This is a genomic window from Mycobacterium gastri (assembly GCF_002102175.1).
Classification (GTDB): domain Bacteria; phylum Actinomycetota; class Actinomycetes; order Mycobacteriales; family Mycobacteriaceae; genus Mycobacterium; species Mycobacterium gastri.
Genome location: NZ_LQOX01000131.1, coordinates 105,802 through 123,166, shown reverse-complemented (window position 1 = coordinate 123,166; position 17,365 = coordinate 105,802). Strand labels below are relative to the sequence as shown.

Annotated in this window: 11 protein-coding genes and 1 CRISPR repeat array; of the genes, 2 read left to right on the top strand and 9 right to left on the bottom strand. The window is 62.5% G+C overall.

Annotated features, from left to right (window positions below):
• Positions 1-16 precede the first annotated feature (16 nt).
• Both AWC07_RS21880 and AWC07_RS21875 read left to right on the top strand, forming a co-directional pair.
• Positions 17-598, top strand: coding sequence for a DUF3558 domain-containing protein (locus tag AWC07_RS21880; protein ID WP_036410647.1), 582 nt, complete (start codon positions 17-19; stop codon positions 596-598).
• A gap of 10 nt (positions 599-608) precedes the next feature.
• The gene (locus tag AWC07_RS21875; protein WP_036410645.1) at positions 609-2,291 is read left to right on the top strand and encodes a CocE/NonD family hydrolase; all 1,683 of its coding nucleotides are present in this window, start codon (positions 609-611) and stop codon (positions 2,289-2,291) included.
• A gap of 117 nt (positions 2,292-2,408) precedes the next feature.
• A CRISPR array of direct repeats spans positions 2,409-6,138; the repeat unit is 36 nt; unit sequence GCCTCAATGGTGTCCGGCCAAAATGACCGGAATAAC.
• 170 nt (positions 6,139-6,308) lie between these two features.
• On the opposite strand, the gene cas2 is transcribed toward AWC07_RS21875, so the two are convergent.
• From cas2 to AWC07_RS21830, 9 genes are all read right to left on the bottom strand, one after another.
• Positions 6,309-6,575, bottom strand: coding sequence for a CRISPR-associated endonuclease Cas2 (cas2, locus tag AWC07_RS21870; protein ID WP_244187659.1), 267 nt, complete (start codon positions 6,573-6,575; stop codon positions 6,309-6,311).
• Positions 6,576-6,592: 17 nt separating this feature from the next.
• Positions 6,593-8,233: a CRISPR-associated endonuclease Cas4/Cas1 gene (locus AWC07_RS21865; protein WP_036411616.1), complete on the bottom strand. Its 1,641-nt coding sequence runs from the start codon at positions 8,231-8,233 to the stop codon at positions 6,593-6,595.
• Positions 8,234-8,236: 3 nt separating this feature from the next.
• Entirely contained in the window at positions 8,237-9,622 is a 1,386-nt protein-coding gene (csb2, locus tag AWC07_RS21860; protein ID WP_036411626.1) for a type I-G CRISPR-associated protein Csb2, read from the bottom strand.
• Between the two features lie 2 nt (positions 9,623-9,624).
• Positions 9,625-10,584 carry a type I-G CRISPR-associated RAMP protein Csb1/Cas7g gene (cas7g, locus tag AWC07_RS21855; protein ID WP_036411613.1) on the bottom strand — a complete coding sequence of 320 codons (960 nt, stop codon included), beginning with the start codon at positions 10,582-10,584 and terminating at the stop codon, positions 9,625-9,627.
• Positions 10,581-12,677: a type I-G CRISPR-associated protein Cas8g1/Csx17 gene (gene cas8g1 / locus AWC07_RS21850; protein WP_036411610.1), complete on the bottom strand. Its 2,097-nt coding sequence runs from the start codon at positions 12,675-12,677 to the stop codon at positions 10,581-10,583. The genes cas7g and cas8g1 overlap by 4 nt, the downstream gene beginning before the upstream one ends.
• The gene (locus AWC07_RS21845) at positions 12,677-15,016 is read right to left on the bottom strand and encodes a CRISPR-associated helicase/endonuclease Cas3 (protein ID WP_036411607.1); all 2,340 of its coding nucleotides are present in this window, start codon (positions 15,014-15,016) and stop codon (positions 12,677-12,679) included. The genes cas8g1 and AWC07_RS21845 overlap by 1 nt, the downstream gene beginning before the upstream one ends.
• A 143-nt stretch (positions 15,017-15,159) precedes the next feature.
• The gene (locus tag AWC07_RS21840) at positions 15,160-15,705 is read right to left on the bottom strand and encodes a DUF1802 family protein (protein ID WP_036411605.1); all 546 of its coding nucleotides are present in this window, start codon (positions 15,703-15,705) and stop codon (positions 15,160-15,162) included.
• A complete protein-coding gene (locus AWC07_RS21835) occupies positions 15,702-15,971 on the bottom strand; it encodes a DUF2277 family protein (protein WP_036411602.1) in 270 nt (89 codons plus the stop codon). The genes AWC07_RS21840 and AWC07_RS21835 overlap by 4 nt, the downstream gene beginning before the upstream one ends.
• A 28-nt stretch (positions 15,972-15,999) precedes the next feature.
• Positions 16,000-17,241 (bottom strand): PPE family protein, encoded by a 1,242-nt coding sequence (locus AWC07_RS21830; RefSeq protein WP_036411599.1) that lies wholly within the window; start codon positions 17,239-17,241, stop codon positions 16,000-16,002.
• Positions 17,242-17,365: the final 124 nt, after the last annotated feature.

Below are 17,365 nucleotides of genomic sequence, written 5' to 3'. Positions count from 1 at the left end.
AAGGGCAGGGGGTGTCGTGTTCGCCAAGGTGCGTCTGGCTTCAGCGGTTGGTGCGCTGGTCGCAGCGGCCATCGGGGGCTCGGTGGGCTGGCAGGGCGCCTCGCCGACGCCGGCCGACGGCAAGGTCGAGTTGCGGTCAACCGCAGAACCGATGTCGACCACGATGAAGAGCCCCATCGTGGCAACCACCGACCCGAGCCCGTTCGACCCGTGCAACGACATTCCCTTCGACGCAGTCCAGCGCCTCGGCTTGGCCTATACACCGCCGGAGGCCGAGGAGGGGTTGCGGTGCCACTACGACGCCGGCAATTACCAGCTGGCCGTCGAGCCCATCACCTGGCGCAGCTACGCCCAGACCCTGCCAGCGGACGCCATCGAGACCACGATCGCCGGCCACCGCGCCGCGCAGTACTGGGTGCTCAAGCCGACCTACCACAACAGCTTCTGGTACTCCTCCTGCATGGTGACCTTCAAGACCAGCTATGGAGTGATTCAGCAGTCGCTGTTCTACTCCACGGTCTACTCCGAGCCCGACGTCGACTGCCCTTCCACCAACCTGCAACGGGCCAACGATCTGGCCCCGTACTACAAGTTCTAAACCGCGCATCGTGAGCCCAACCTCCCGCCGGCCCGAGCAGTGCAGGCGAGGCGGCCGCGCTGTCCCAGCGGCGGTTGGCGCCCTGTTGGGTCTGCCGCGCGCAACCACCCGCTACACCGTGAGCCGGGTGCACGTCCCCATGCGCGACGGTATTCACCTGATCGCCGACCACTATGCGCCCAGGACGTCCGAACCCGTCGGCACGCTGCTGGTCCGCGGCCCCTACGGGCGGGGATTTCCGTTTTCTTTGGTCTTCGCCCGGCTCTATGCCGCGCGCGGCTACCACGTGGTGTTGCAAAGCGTGCGCGGAACTTTCGGCTCGGCCGGCGAATTCGACCCGATGGCCAACGAAGCCGCCGACGGCGCCGACACCGTCGAGTGGCTGCGTCAGCAACCCTGGTTCACCGGCCGGTTCGGTACCGTCGGGCTGTCCTATCTGGGCTTCACCCAGTGGGCGCTGCTACACGATCCGCCACCGGAACTGGCCGCGGCCGTGATCACCGTGGGGCCGCACGACTTCCGGGCCTCGGTGTGGAGCACCGGATCGTTTGCCATCAACGACTTCTTGGGCTGGAGCTATCTGGTCTCCCGTCAAGAAGACGCCGGGCAGCTTCGAGGTGGGATTCGCCAGCTGCGAGCGCCGCGGAAGGTGAGACGCGCGATCGCCGAGTTTCCGATGCGCTCGGCGGCCCGGGCACTGCTCGGCGAGGGCGCGCCCTGGTTCGAGTCGTGGGTGGAGAACGCCGACCACGATCACCCGTTCTGGGATGCCCGTCGATTCCCCGCCGCGTTGGAGCGCGTCGAGGTGCCGGTCCTGCTGCTCAGCGGCTGGCAGGACATCTTCCTGGACCAGACGCTGCACCAGTATCGGCAGCTGCGCGACCGCGGTATCGACGTGGCGCTGACAGTCGGTCCGTGGACCCATACCCAGACCATGAGCAAGGGGCTGGCCACCTGCGCTCGGGAGTCGTTGGACTGGTTGGACGCGCACCTGGGCGACGCTCCCGCCCCGCGCCGCCCGGCTGCCGTCCGGGTCTTCGTCAACCGGCACGGCTGGCGCTCCCTACTGGAGTGGCCGCCGGCCACCACCCAACGGGTGCTGTACCTGCAGCCGAACGGCCGCCTGGACGGCAAGGCGCCGCCAACCGGTGCACCACCGGCGAGCTTCCGATTCGACCCGACCGACCCGACCCCCATCACCGGCGGTCCGCTGTTGTCGAAAGGCGGCTACCGCAACGACAGCCGACTCGCGCGCCGCGACGATGTGCTCTGCTTCACCGGCGCCACCCTGGCCGACGATGTGTATATATACGGCAACCCGGTCGTCGAGTTGACGCACTCCTCGGACAACCCGAACGTCGACGTGTTCGTCCGGGTCAGTGAGGTCGACGCCAAGGGCCGATCCCGCAATGTCAGCGACGGCTACCGTCGGCTCGGGGACGCGCCGGAGACGGTCCGCATCGAACTCGACGCCGTCGCCCACCGATTCAAAGCGGGCTCGCGCATCCGCGTCCTGATCGCCGGCAGCTGGTTTCCCCGTTACGCACCCAACCTCGGCACCGGAGAACCGACGCTGACCGGCCAGCAAACCAAACCGGTGACGCATTCGGTCCATTTCGGCAATTCCCGGCTGCTGCTACCCGTCGGCCCGTCAGCCAACCGCGTCGCGGACCCGGGCGGCAACCTCGGCTAGCGCATCGTCGTCATGCACCGGCGTTGCCAGCGTCGGCGCGTCATGCGTCGATTGTGTCCGGTCACAATAACCCGGATAACCGGGTTTATCATGGTGATGTACGCATCGGTTGCTCGCGCCTCAATAATGTCCGGCCAAAATGACCGGAATAACGCAGATACGTCGTATTGGCGCTGAGGCGGCTTACATTGCCTCAATGGTGTCCGGCCAAAATGACCGGAATAACGAGCGATACATATCCGGTGTGCGCGCCGAAGAGTCCAGCCTCAATGGTGTCCGGCCAAAATGACCGGAATAACGCGGATAAAGCCTCCGCCTCAGTATTGAGGCCGCACCAGCCTCAATGGTGTCCGGCCAAAATGACCGGAATAACGGGTAACTAGATCCTCGCGCAGATCGTGAGCTAAGCGGCCTCAATGGTGTCCGGCCAAAATGACCGGAATAACACGAACCAAACACTGAGATACGCCGCTGCGCGATCGAGCCTCAATGGTGTCCGGCCAAAATGACCGGAATAACGCGAAAAACCTGGGGATCTGGGCACGCCAGATTCGCCAGCCTCAATGGTGTCCGGCCAAAATGACCGGAATAACCTGCGGAGCACTACTATCAGCACACCCTAATGCCGTTGCCTCAATGGTGTCCGGCCAAAATGACCGGAATAACCTTCGTGGCGGAAAAGTTGGTGCTAGTGGTCGGATTGCCTCAATGGTGTCCGGCCAAAATGACCGGAATAACGTGCCACGACGTATGGTGCTGTTGGTGTGCCGCCACCGCCTCAATGGTGTCCGGCCAAAATGACCGGAATAACCGGGGAAAACACCACGGTCGCTCAATCCGGGTTTGTGCCTCAATGGTGTCCGGCCAAAATGACCGGAATAACGATCTGTTCTCATGACCGCTTATCGCCCAGAAGCCACGCCTCAATGGTGTCCGGCCAAAATGACCGGAATAACGGCTGCGCCCGCCGGAGCCCGATGTTCGGCCGAACCTGCCTCAATGGTGTCCGGCCAAAATGACCGGAATAACCTCGTGCTAATTGCGCGTACTCTTTTTCGGGCAACCCGCCTCAATGGTGTCCGGCCAAAATGACCGGAATAACGACCGAAGCGGTAATTGGGCGTAGGTGAGCGATGGTGCCTCAATGGTGTCCGGCCAAAATGACCGGAATAACAAGCCGCTCCGGCCAACCCACACGGAACCCGATTACGCCTCAATGGTGTCCGGCCAAAATGACCGGAATAACCGTCGCTGTTGTAGTCCAGTCGCGCTATCCGAGAGAAGCCTCAATGGTGTCCGGCCAAAATGACCGGAATAACCATACCGTCTATTCTCGTATGAATCAGACCTATTGTGCCTCAATGGTGTCCGGCCAAAATGACCGGAATAACAACCTGCATATTCACTCCCGCGGCGGAAACGTCTATGCCTCAATGGTGTCCGGCCAAAATGACCGGAATAACCCGAAATACAACTTTAGCAAACCGAAATACATTACGCCTCAATGGTGTCCGGCCAAAATGACCGGAATAACACCCGAATCTGCACAGCGTGCGGATGGGTGATTACCGGGCCTCAATGGTGTCCGGCCAAAATGACCGGAATAACCTGTCACAGTCCCCAATGCTCGCCCGGTGATCTGCTGGCCTCAATGGTGTCCGGCCAAAATGACCGGAATAACAGGCCCAAAGACATATGACGCCGCGATGGCCGAGTTGCCTCAATGGTGTCCGGCCAAAATGACCGGAATAACGAGCACACCCGCGCTCCTTAACGTTCCGTTGTATAGCGCCTCAATGGTGTCCGGCCAAAATGACCGGAATAACGTTGCGGCCATCCCTGCCCATTCGGTCCGCGCAGCTGCCTCAATGGTGTCCGGCCAAAATGACCGGAATAACGCGGAGTCGAATCGAGAAGCTAGCTCGCGGTGTTCTGGCCTCAATGGTGTCCGGCCAAAATGACCGGAATAACCCCTTCTGCGCTCGGCAGATTCTCCACCCACTCATAGCCTCAATGGTGTCCGGCCAAAATGACCGGAATAACGTCGACATGGTACTCAAGAACGGCTGCACCTAAACCTGCCTCAATGGTGTCCGGCCAAAATGACCGGAATAACGTTGTTTACGCTGGACTATTGGCAGCGCACTCTTACGGCCTCAATGGTGTCCGGCCAAAATGACCGGAATAACGGCGCTCGCCGCGTCAAGTTCTTCCTGTATCCTGAGCCTCAATGGTGTCCGGCCAAAATGACCGGAATAACCACGGAACCCGACTGCCAACTGACTGGCGACCAAACGCCTCAATGGTGTCCGGCCAAAATGACCGGAATAACATCACGTGCCGCGATCTGGGCTGACACAGGCATGGGGCCTCAATGGTGTCCGGCCAAAATGACCGGAATAACCAACAGCGTCTCCCGCATCCAGCGCAAGGGCCTGAGCCTCAATGGTGTCCGGCCAAAATGACCGGAATAACCATCACGTGCCGCGATCTGGGCTGACACAGGCATGGGCCTCAATGGTGTCCGGCCAAAATGACCGGAATAACGCCACTTTGAACGTGTTAGCCGCCGAACTTACCACGCCTCAATGGTGTCCGGCCAAAATGACCGGAATAACCAGGATGCACGGGCAATCCCTCGCGATACAAATAGCCGCCTCAATGGTGTCCGGCCAAAATGACCGGAATAACCGGCCTACTGGCCCCGCTGCTCAACCCACAGGGTGCCTCAATGGTGTCCGGCCAAAATGACCGGAATAACCAGCGAATGCGCGATCCGCATCCAATCCGGTATCAACGCCTCAATGGTGTCCGGCCAAAATGACCGGAATAACGGCAAAACCGTCGTCAACACCGCCGTCGACTCGATGGCCTCAATGGTGTCCGGCCAAAATGACCGGAATAACGATTCATCGAGTACAACCGAATCGAACGATGATGCCGCCTCAATGGTGTCCGGCCAAAATGACCGGAATAACCCGGCACCACACCGCCATAGACTTTGTCGCAGCGCCAGCCTCAATGGTGTCCGGCCAAAATGACCGGAATAACGTGGTGTTCACCCGCTCTAACCATGCGAAGTATTCGCCTCAATGGTGTCCGGCCAAAATGACCGGAATAACCGCGACAGTTACCGAAACCCTCGCGAGACCCTCGCGAGCCTCAATGGTGTCCGGCCAAAATGACCGGAATAACCTGCCCGCCACCCAATTCGTACTTGCCGCCTCGGATGCCTCAATGGTGTCCGGCCAAAATGACCGGAATAACGCGCCGCGACCAGCACCTGACACCACACGCGAATGGTGCCTCAATGGTGTCCGGCCAAAATGACCGGAATAACACAACCGCACCCACTGGCTGAACTCCCGCTATCACGCCTCAATGGTGTCCGGCCAAAATGACCGGAATAACGTTCACCGTCGACCGGCTGATGGCAGACTGGTTGAACGCCTCAATGGTGTCCGGCCAAAATGACCGGAATAACGATTTCGCGAATGCCTTAGTTCCACTCACCAATAGTCGCCTCAATGGTGTCCGGCCAAAATGACCGGAATAACTGAATCTCCGCGGCGTCCTTCTCGTCCTCCCGCAGGCCTCAATGGTGTCCGGCCAAAATGACCGGAATAACCTGCGTTGATTCGGCAGATCGGCACCGAGTCTGGGGGGCCTCAATGGTGTCCGGCCAAAATGACCGGAATAACGACAACGTCGGCAACAACGAACCCATGTGCGAGTCCTGCCTCAATGGTGTCCGGCCAAAATGACCGGAATAACCCGCGAGGGGTTTGGAATGACGAACGCCGCCTCTGTGGCCTCAATGGTGTCCGGCCAAAATGACCGGAATAACGGCTCGGTTAATCTGAGCCCCTTGACCTGGCATGATACACGGCACCGCGAGCAGTCAAGTTTCAAGGAGCTGCTATCCGCTTGCCAATGATGTGTAGCGTTCACCGTAACGCCTCCTACCTGCGAACGAGCGCCTCCAAGGATCCCACCTGTCATATGACCCCTCGCAGTTCATACGATCTGCGGCCCGTCTGCGGGGATGCAGCGGCCACGGCCGATCTGGCGTATCGCCGCGGCTGCGTATGTTGGACCGAGATCGATCCGGACGACATTATCCTCAACCAAATGCATCGCCGCAGTAACGGCTGCTTCGAGTTCCGCTAATTCGGCGACACTGAGGTCGCACAGGAACACCGAATATTGCAGTCGCTCACCGTGGTCCTCCATCAGTGTGCACACACGGCGTAGCCGCTTAGGATCGGCGATGTCATATGCCATCAAGTAGCGACGCCGTGTCATCTCGTCACCATGGGCACATACTCAGGAAGCTCACCGACAAGCACCGCCGCCAAGAGCCGCGCTTGGACATCGAGCACTCGTCTATAGCTGATCTGATAACCGAATACCGGATGTCTGATTTTCGTCTCAAGGCGACGCTCATACGCTTTCAGCACCGTCTTTCTTCCCTGGCTGGTCAGCGCAACGGCGCCCGCCCGTCTGATGAAGTCACGCGGTCCTATCTCGCCGTTGTTCAGTACGCCAACGACAACCGAGTCGGCGATCAGGGGTCGAAATTCCTCAGCGAGATCGAGTGCAAGCGCAGGCCGTCCATATCTGGATCGATGGAACACGCCGAGGTATGGATCCAGACCGACACCTACGATGACGGCGACCAGGTCCTTGGTCAGCATCGAGTAGCAAAATGACAGCAGCGCATTGAGGGGATCGGGCGGCGGCCGGCGGTTTCGCCCGAGCGCCGAGAACTGGGCTGCGAACTCGCCACAAGCATTCGATAACATCTTGGCAAACTCGGAAAAATAGAGCCGGGCGGCCGTTCCCTCAATGCCGAGAAGGCTTGCGAAGTCGTCACATTCGCGCGCGCTGGCAGAAAGCTGTTTGAGTGCCGCCACCGTGGCTGCGACATCGGCACGGGCATTGCGGCGCAGCAGCGTACGGCAATTCGCGATCTTGCCAGCAATCATGCGCTGCGCCAAGCCGTTTCCGCCCTGCGCATGCGCGGCGGTTTGTCGGCGCCGGACCTCGACGTATCTGGAAATCTGGCCCACTGCAAACCCCTGCAACCAGCCGCCCGTGCTCATCCACAGCACTGGGATATCGCGGGCGAAGCATTCGTGAAGGGCCTGGGTGCTGATTTGGACCCGACCGAACACCACCAACTGCTGGACATCGATGAGCCGAAACGAGGCAATCTTTTCCTTGTCGCGTGCGACCTCGAGCCGTGCGCTACGAACGCCGACAAAGGAGCCCGGTTCCGTGACGTACACCGGTCGCTGGTCGGGATCTCGTGGTACCAGCCGGCGCGGTTGTTGTTCCTGACGGGCGAGTAGCGCATTCGTCTCGTCAGGCAGGCACAAGCCCACCAGCGAACACCGCGTGCACTTTGGGCTGTTGACCAGCGGCAACGGCGCTGAAGACTGCTGTGCGACCTTTCGTGCAGCCGCAACGACGTCGGTGACTCGTGCAAGCCGTTCGGGGGTCAGCTCGACGCTCACACGGCGTCGCGGCGTCGCATAATAGAGTTCGGCGCGATCGCTACGATACCCGTTGTCGCGCAAGACCATTCCCTGGATGCATGCCTGCACTTCGTCACTCGGCCACGGTGTGCCGTCTGCCTGCGGCTCGCCCTTCTTGTAGTCGATCGGGACCACGCTGCCATCGATACCCTCGATCACGTCGATCTTGGCGATAACACCGAGTTCCTCCGAACTGAGCGTCACAGATCGCGCCGCAGTCAACTCGCCCTCCTCAGGCAACGGGGCGGCGCCAGTCTCAGTGTCAACACGCCGGTGCACCTGCTGGCCGACCCGGGTGTCGTCGCTGTCGGCGAATCTCCCCTCGACCCATTCGAGATAGAAGAGCCTGGGGCAGTACACGAATTCGTTGATCATCCGCGCAGGCAACAGGTCTTCGTCCATCGTTCAGCCCTCGGGCAGAAATAGGCCGAGACCGAAGTGGCTCAGCCAACCCAATGCGAGCGGTCCCCGCGTCGGGTGTGCGAAGCGGAGCCGGAGGAACTCAGCTGGGAGGTGCGCCTGACCCTGCCGTTTGTCCCCCCGCATACGCGCGCTGGGGCGGTGTCTGACGAACGCCGTCCACGGTCCGCCGACGAACTGGACCTCGTCAGCTCGCTCGTGACCGCGCAGCTCCAGTTCGCGCTGAACCTCGTGCACCACAAATTCACGCCAATCGTCGCGGTTCTTCTTGGGGTACCGTGCGGGCGTGAAAGGCGTAACCGCACACCATGTTCTGGCCGGCCCGATGAACTCCGGGGCCGTCTGCTCAACCCTCCCCACACCGGAAACTCGAACCTGGACGCGACGTTTGTAGTCGTAGAGAGCCCGAATGTCACACAAGGCACTCAGCTCCTTTTCCGGAATCATGCCGGGCACCCAGACCACCAGCGCGGTCAAGCGTCGGTCGCGAAAAAGCGGCAGGTAGTGCGCGTGTAACCCGCCTTGCATCGGGGTGTTATCCGAGGTCTTTCCGCCGAGCATGGTGCCTTCTCTATTCTCACCGAGCTGCTTGATCGCTGCCTGACGCAGCAGGTCGGTATAGATGACAGCGTCGGTGTCCGGCGGGAGAGCGGCATGCAGGACATCAAATCTGACCGCGGTTACCGTCGGAGCCCGCCAACGTCCGGCAACAGTTCGCTCGACCTCAGTAGGTTGCTCAAGACCGTACGCAACAAGCCGCGAGCCCACCGGAAACCTCAAGCCGCGACGACGCATCTCGGCAGGACGTGCAAGAAGAGTGTCTACAACCAAAGGTATCTCCGGCACGAGAACCGACGTGGCGTCTTGATAGTCGTTTACGCGCTCAGCGACGTCCAACGGCTTCCAGACTGCGTGTCTCCCAGGCTCCCAATCCATTTCGACCGCACCAGTGCAGATGCTATCCGCACGGCCGAAGTAAGGGATCGACTTCGCTATGCGGCACAACGCATTCTGCTGGTCGACCTCAAGTTCGATTGGCCACTGAGCGGCCAGTTGATCCTCCGTGCCAAACACCGCAAACGCGTCGAGCGTACGGTCCGTCCCATCCCTGGCATCCGGATAGTAGTGCCTGCTGTGCGAAATGTTATGGCCCGGCACATAAAACGTGGGTGGTGTGGCAAGCTCGGAAAGCAGCTGGTGCACAACGGACTCTGGTATCTCGGGGCAGCGAGTCTGCCAGACGGCATATAGCATCCGCAGTAATCGCCACGGCGACGGTGGTATTTCCACCGCGCCCTCGTTCACATGCCGATCCCAGGGCGTCGCATGGTACCGCCCAAGCGGGAAGCTCAGTACCAAGGTGGTCGGCATGGTCAGCCCTTCTTCCCCGACCATAAGACGGTAATCGCGTCACCGTCACCGAACGCCCCGTCCGACTTGGCCAGGAGATCTCGCAGAGCGCCTGTAAGCTCGTCGGCTGCCGGCAACTCGGGTCCGCGGCGGGCAGTGACCGGCGACACCAACTCAAGATCGCATGCTGTACGCAGCCTCAGACCGCCTTCGAGTAGATTGCGAATCTCCCAGAGCGCCAAGGTTTCCAAGGCCGCAGTAGCTGACGGGGGCAACCCATAGGATCGGAGCAGCTCGATGTCGATGACGAACGAACCAATGATTCGCTTTGCTGTCCATTCCGTCCTGGAGAACGGCACAGACCCGTACCCCTCCGCGGTTCCACCCTCGCCATCTTTGTCAAGCTGATGGCGGACACGGTCGGATTTGCGACCGCCGCTAACGGCGCGTTGTACGTCATGGGCTTCGATCACACCGGAGATCGCGCGCATGAATTTTGGCTGACCAAGCCAATTCTTGTGTGAGAAGAACACGCCGTGCATCAGGCAGAACGGATCTAATTGTGCGACCGCCGCGGCCATTGCGCGATAGTCAAGCGGCGTATCGGCCTTGAGGCCCAGACGATTGCCGATGACGTCGAACATGGATTGACCGTCCAAGATTGACGTATGTACGAATGGTGATGCCAATCGATGCGCTTCGAGCCGGCTCGAAGTAAGGAATTCGCCGGTCTTCGCTCGAACCACGCGGACCCACGGCATTCCGGCCACCGCATCGACCGGACGGTTCTCCGCGTGGTTCCAGGCGGTCGCCTCAAGCCTGTTCGCCATCGATTGCACCGATTCGACCAGAAGCGCATCGACTTCGTGGCCACCCTCGTATCTGGTGAAGGTAGCCGCGCCAATATCAGGAAACCCGGTGGGCTGAAACGTGCTTCCGGATATGGGCGTGAGTTCGGCATCATAGATGTAGCGCCCGCTCATGTTATTACCTCCTGTACTAACTCGGTTTGGTGGGATCCGACTACGGCTACGCGGCTCAGGGCCGCACGTCGATCGGATGTCTTGATGGTGAGCAGCAGCGCGGCCGCAAACCGCCTGCCGTCGAAGGCGCTGCCGCGCACGCTCACGACGTGCCGCACACCGGCAATGCGCAGCCTGCGTGACGAGTCCTGCAGGACGGCCCCCACCTGTCCGGCGATCAAGCGTGATGGCCAGTCATGGCCTGGCCGGACGATAAGCGATCGCGATTCGCCGTCTGTGTTCACATAGTCGAGGGGTGCCGCGCCAGTGAACAGCAGGACCAAGTCAAGGGCAGGGGCAGACGCTGATGTCGTCCCGGGCAGGTTCTCACCGCCCGTATACCGCCAGTCAACGCACGACAGGCCAAGAGTCAATGCTGCCGTCCGCTCGTCATCGATAGCGCCCTCAACGAATGCCTGAATATCGCCCGAACGCAGGCTCATGCCGCGCTCGAACGCGATGCGCGCACCGCGCACCGACGGCGTGCGGTCTGTGCGCACCTCGTCAGTCGCGAGCGGAAAGCTTCGGCGCCGCGCGATGTCGGCGAGTCCTGCAACCAAGCCGCCGGCAAGAAGCGGATCTGTCAACCACGTGCCGAATGTGCTTGCACCGTCACGGGACGTTGTGAGCGCCAGTGCGATTCGTAATTCACGATCATGGTGAATCACATCCCGAAGCTGATCGAGCAGCTTGGCGCCGTGCGGGAAACTCAACACCGGCAATTTAGCGTCGCGAACTTTTCCCGATCGAGATGCCGCGGATCGACATCTACCAAGCGCGGCAAATACTTCCACGAGCGCGACATCCTGACCGGTGCAAGCATGGTCAAAGATCGCCTGGTCGAGGGCACGCAGCCGCGCCGCGATGTGCGAGGGGGGGTCGGTCCGGCGAAGCGCCTCACGCCAGCGGTCCAGAGGAGCCAGCAGATCGACCCCACCGCGGACGCCTACGTCAATGCGTCCGGCTGGCACCGCGATCGGGCTCTGGCCGAGCCGGTCGACGAAAACGTGTCGCTGAAATGCTCCGATACCTCGATCGACAGCGAAAGTGGCTGCTGCACGCGCCATGTCGAGGCCCGACCGCGCAGCATGAGAGTTCCAATCCGCGCGACCTTCGCCGAGCAGATGCGCCGCTTCTGGGATGCACAAGGGTTCGGGCCATTCCGGTGCCCATAGTTCCGCAAGGGGATGCTCTCCTGATGCCGACGACGCGAAGCCCGCCGTCGAACCCGGCACCTGGAACGGCAACGCCGCTCCAGAGTAGGCGGCACCGTGCCGGCGTACAACGGCGGTGGCGAACAGTAGCGTGCCCTCTATGACAAACAGAAATGTCCAAGGATTACCAACCGAGTTGGGCTCGTCAGACGCGCCGACGCCGCCTGCGTCGAACTGACCGGGCGAGTCCTTTGGCAGCGGGGCACGAGGGCGCCCGTCGAGCGCAGAAGCCAGCCATGCCACGCTGTCACGGTGCTCAAGTACGGTCCGAGCCTGTTGAAGGTATGTCGCCGAAAGGTCTTGACGACCCAGGTTGCCGCCGGTGCCGAGCAGTCGGGAGTACGACGGGTCGTCATCTTGTCCCAGCGCGATCGCGGCGTCCAGCCACGCGACCGCCGCGTCGGGAAGTTCGTTTCGGGAAAGTCGCAACACCTCCGGTTTCCGCTTCTTGTCCCACAGGTCCGTGATACCCAGCCGGAGCCCGTCGCTGACGACTCGGTCAGCCCCGGCCACGGCAAGCCGTAACGGCAAAAGCCGTTCGTCAGTACTTTCGCGAATCCATTGCAGGATTCGCTCGGCCGCAGGGCTCTTGCCATTGGCGGCAAATCCCGAGCCGGAATTCCACGGCGAGACAATCGATTCCGGCTCAAATCTGGCGTGCAGCGCAACGGTCAGTTCATCGATTGTGGCGAATCCGCAGCGAAGAACGTATACACCTTGGCTCCAGCGACCTTGCGCTTCAGAATCCAGAAGGCGATGCACGGCGCGATGCGCACCCAGAGCGGACAAGTACCCCGCCAGCGGTGTCACCCGACAGCCGTCCAGAACAAGTTCAGCCATCACATTCCTCCATTCGCGCTGGCCTGCCAGTCGGCGGCTCGAACGATCGCCTCACAGAACGCAAGTCGGAAGGGGCCAAGATCAGCTCGATCGCGTAGCGCGAGCGCCCGGCTGGTCAGGGAACCGGCCCCGTGTGTCGTCGGCTGTAATGACAGGGTGACGGCCAGGATCTGGTGACCATTCAGCGTGAAACCGATTGTGCTGCTTCCATCCTTAACGCCCAGCGTGACCCCTGGTCGCTCATCGGGCTTGCCGCGAATCGTCACCCGGACTTTTCCGTGATGAGCGGCAACGAGGTACACGATCAAGTCGCGTTCCTGATGGTCGTCCAGCAGCCTGGTCGATGCGTCCAGCAACCAAAGCGCGCTCGCCAGCTCATGACGAAAGTGGGGCGGATCGTGCCGCAACGGCCGATGACCGGGTGATTTGGCCCACAGCGCTGGTGAAGCCGGGGGTGGCGCCTCGGGATTCGCTTTCTCCAGCGATGCGGCGAAGGTCGGATGCGCCTTGCCGAGGTCGTGCAGCAGTGCGGCGCGGATGATCGCATCGCGCTGGTGATCCGTCAGGTCGACGTCGGGCCCAAAGCGCGGTAACAGCTCTCGTGCGACAGCTTCGGTCTCAACGAGGTGTTTATCCAGAGCTATCCAGTTTGCGAACCCAACGGAAAGTGGGTCGCGGTCAAACGCGTCCGGTGTCGTCGACGGCACAGTGACCGGTTCGACTGCCTGCCTGCTGCCTGGGTCGAAACCGCGTTCGGGTAGGTAACCGCCATGCAGTGCGTCCAGTACGATGACTGCCCCTGGGCGGACATCGTCGCGCCGAGGGAGCCGCCACGTGCCGTCTACCTGATCCCAGATGCGGGCACATTGTGGTTCCGACTTGAGCATGTCCCGGACGTCGGCGATCGGTGCCTGGCAGAGCTCGCTTCGGTGGACGGTGGGCATGTCAGGAGTTTTGAGGTCGCGCCAGGCGACCGATACGGTTCGATCAGCAGCATCGCGGATGAATGGGCTGACATCTATGTCGTTGCCAGCGAGATCGGGTGCCGTGTCGAACAGATCCAGAAGGTCGCGCCGGCGCAATACGGGATGGATCGGCCGCGTGGTGGAGACTTGCTGCTCTGCTAGCTCCCGGCCGGTCATTGCACGATCCTCGAGGGCCGCGAGTGCCGTAGCCGCGGATTCGAGATCTTCCGCCGCGTAGGGCAAGTGTGCCCTGGCGCCGACTGGCGCCGTCCACACGAGTCGCGCATCGGCGGCGCGGCCGTCGCGGTTGCAGCGGCCCGCGCGCTGCACGATCGACGGCCACGGTGCAACCTCGGTGATCAGGGTCTCCGAGGTCACATCGACGCCGGCCTCCAGAACTTGAGTGGCGACAACGATCGTGCCCTGTGGGCCAGGTTCAGCCAGGGCCGCGGCCGTCTGGGACGCGCGGTCAATCGGACGGAACCGTGAATGCAACAACACAACGTCGGCACCCGGGTCAAGGCGAATGAGCTCAGCCTGGACGCTCATCGCGCGCTCGACCGTGTTTAGAACGACCAGAGTTCGAGTACCGGGCCGGTGCAGGGCCACCACGCTTGCCGCCAAAGCGGCCGAGTACTGTTTCGAATCGGCATCAAGGTGGAGTTGTCGAATTGTGCGGGTTGCGGCCATCCGCCGGGCGAGTTCGCCGCTCTCGTCAGTCACGTCGACCACGGACAGCGGTCTACGCAAGTCCACGGTGGATAGCTCCGCCACGTCGATCGTCGCTGACATCCACATCGACCGGCAGGGCAGTGCCGTGCCAAAAACCCCCCGCAGGCCCTGCAATTGCAGCGACGTGGGCAGCCCCGGACCCATCAGCTGTACCTCGTCAAATACAAACTGGGTCCCGGCGTGTAGCAGACCAAAGCTCATCGGCCAGGCGGCACGGGTTTCCGCGAAACCCCGCATCAACAGCCGTGACAACACCATGTCTTGGGTGCCGATGAAGATTCGCTCGGTGTCCGGGTGGCTCTTCCACTCGCGGTCGCGCCGGTCCTCGCCGCCCATCAACACATGCACCCCGACTGCAGCGCCCAACGCGCCCACCCACCGGCGCGCTGCATCGACAGTTTGTTCGACGAGCGTGCGCTGCGGCAACACCACGACCAGCCAGTGGGGCGTTCCTACGCGCACGGCCGGATCGGGATGGGCCATCCGGCGGTACAGCCACGGCAACAGTGCTGCCAGCGTCTTTCCCGACCCAGTCGGAGCGCGAAGTACATCGGGTAGCCCCGACTGCGCCAGTTCTGTTTGGTACGGGTATGGACGGACACACCCGTTAGTCGCCGCCGCGACAAACTCTTCGAACGTCATAGCCTCATCTCCGTCGTCTAGATCAGGGCGATGTGTGACAAAGCTACGGCGAGGGTCCGACAAGTAGTGGCAAAACTTCAGAACCTTCGCAAGGAGGGTGCCGCCGGCGGGATCACCGGCGGCTGCTGCTACCCGTCGGCCCGTCAGCCAACCGCGTCGCGGACCCGGGCGGCAACCTCGGCTAGCGCATCGTCGTCATGCACCGGCGTTGCCAGGCTCGGCGCTATCGGCAGCTGTACCCAGCTGGTGCAACCGGCGTATTCGGGGATGCGGGTGACCTGAACCGGCTCGGCGAGCGGGATCGCGGACACCACCAGGACGGCCAGCTTGTGCTTGGGCCGGAAGTCGAGCCGGTCCGCCCGGATCGACTCGGCGGTCCAGATATGCAGATCCTGAATGTCGTCCAGCCCCTCTGGCCGGTTAACCTGCAGTGCTGCAACAACTTTCGCCGCAGCCCGCACCACCAGTCGCTCGTCGGTGCTGTCGGCGGCCGCCTCGGCCAGCAAGTCGCGGTGCTCGGGCCGGACCCGCTGCGCGTGGCTGTGCGCGACCGTCGGGAACAACAAGAACTCTCCGGCCGCCACCTCGAACCGCTTCTCCCTGATGCCGCCCTTGCGCAACAGCACGGTTTGGCGGCCGTCCAGCAGCGCGTGCACGGCCGCACTCCATTCCTTCAGCGCGGGTGTCACTGGGAACTCGCCACACGGGCCAGCACCTCGGGACGGCGCAGCGGCGGGACACTCTTGGGTGGCTGACGCCGCGCCGGCAGCGCGGCCAGCAACCGCGTCGTCGTCGCCGTCACTTCCGCAACCGCGGCCTCGAACGCCTCGGCGTCGGCCGCTGACGGACGGGTGATGCCGCTGACCTTGCGCACATACTGGCGGGCGGCGGCCGCGATCTCGGCAGCCGTGGCCGGGGGTTCCAGGCCGCGCAGTTCGGTGATGTTCCGGCACATCCCTCAACGATAGGACGCGGTATCAGCGCTACCCGGCAGACGGTGAGCGCTGCATCACCCGGTAGCGGAATCCGTATCGCTGGTCAGCGGCGGCGGTGTGCTTGCCGGCCGCTGTCATCGGCATGCCCTGCAGGTAGGCGTTCGCCTTCGCGTTCGCCAGGGAGCCGATGATGTCGAACTCCTGGTCCAAGGGGGCGGCGTGAAGCGCCCGAACGCTGGCGTCCCAACTGCTCGGCGTCGACAAGGACCCGATCGAGCCGGCCTTGCCCATCACCGCCGACACCGGCCTGGCCAGACTGTCGAGGCGTTCCCAATACTGTTCGGGCACCGCTGTGGCCCCGCCCGCCCCGGTACCCGGGGGCGCCCCGAAGCGCAGTTTCGGACCCCAGCTGTCAAGAACCGAGGACCCTGAGTCGCCGGCGCCGCCCGGGCTCCCCGGTATGGTTTGCTGTGCGATCGAGGCAATGAACTGTGCTATCCCCATCCCGAAGTAGCTCAGGCCGGCCAGCCGGACCAGCGCGGTCCGTTCCGCGGGAGTGATGTCGGGCAGCAGCGCCTCAAGCCATTGTGCGAATGCCGCGTATCCCGGGAACCAGGTGTTCGACGACAGTCGTGCCAGCGCGTGCGATATCGCCGACGTGGAGGCGAGTCCCCAAATCTTTGCTGATATTACCGTACCCGCAGATGTAGCCGCGATTTCGGCCAACGTAGCTGTTTGCTGAAGTGGTCCGGTCAGGCCGGTTGTCGTCGGCGGCGGGTTGAACGGAGTCAGCACGGTGGCGGTTGCCGACGAACCGGCGTAGCCGTACATCGCGGCGGCGTCCTGGGCCCACATCTCGGCGTATTCAGCTTCGGTGGCCGCGATCGCCGGGGTGTTCTGCCCGAAGAAGTTGGTGGCGACGAGCGTCATCAGCAAGACGCGGTTGGCGGTAACCGCCGGCGGGGGCACCGTCATCGCGAAGGCTGTCTCGTAGGCGGCGGCGGCCACCCGCGCCTGGCTGGCCGTGAGTTCGGCCTGGATCGCGGTGGCGCTGAGCCACGCCACATACGGGGCGGCTGCGGCCACCATCGAAGCCGCGGCCGGTCCGATCCATGCCGCACTGGTCAGCTCGGAGATCACCGCCGAGTAGCCGGAGGCCATCGCGCCCAGCTCACCTGCCAGCGCATCCCAGGCCGCCGCTGCTGCCAGCATGGATCCCGAACCTGGACCGGCATACATCCGCGCGGAATTGATCTCCGGGGGCAGTGCCCCGTAATCGCCGCACATCATCGGCGTGTCCGTGCCCGCGGACCGTCGCACGCGGACAAGACCCGCAACCGCGGAATTGCCACGGCCCAGGCGTTGACCCGCGGGCCAGGTTTTCGGCCGCTCGGTGCCGTATCGGTAGCCATCA

Bases quoted from the DNA above. Each gene is read 5' to 3' on its own strand.
- cas7g (WP_036411613.1), bottom strand. From the start codon at position 10,584: ATGAGCGGGCGCTACATCTATGATGCCGAACTCACGCCCATATCCGGA.
- AWC07_RS21865 (WP_036411616.1), bottom strand. From the start codon at position 8,233: ATGGACGAAGACCTGTTGCCTGCGCGGATGATCAACGAATTCGTGTAC.
- AWC07_RS21835 (WP_036411602.1), bottom strand. From the start codon at position 15,971: ATGTGCCGGAACATCACCGAACTGCGCGGCCTGGAACCCCCGGCCACG.
- csb2 (WP_036411626.1), bottom strand. From the start codon at position 9,622: ATGCCGACCACCTTGGTACTGAGCTTCCCGCTTGGGCGGTACCATGCG.
- cas2 (WP_244187659.1), bottom strand. From the start codon at position 6,575: ATGGCATATGACATCGCCGATCCTAAGCGGCTACGCCGTGTGTGCACA.
- cas8g1 (WP_036411610.1), bottom strand. From the start codon at position 12,677: ATGGCTGAACTTGTTCTGGACGGCTGTCGGGTGACACCGCTGGCGGGG.
- AWC07_RS21830 (WP_036411599.1), bottom strand. From the start codon at position 17,241: ATGATGTGCGGCGATTACGGGGCACTGCCCCCGGAGATCAATTCCGCG.
- AWC07_RS21845 (WP_036411607.1), bottom strand. From the start codon at position 15,016: ATGACGTTCGAAGAGTTTGTCGCGGCGGCGACTAACGGGTGTGTCCGT.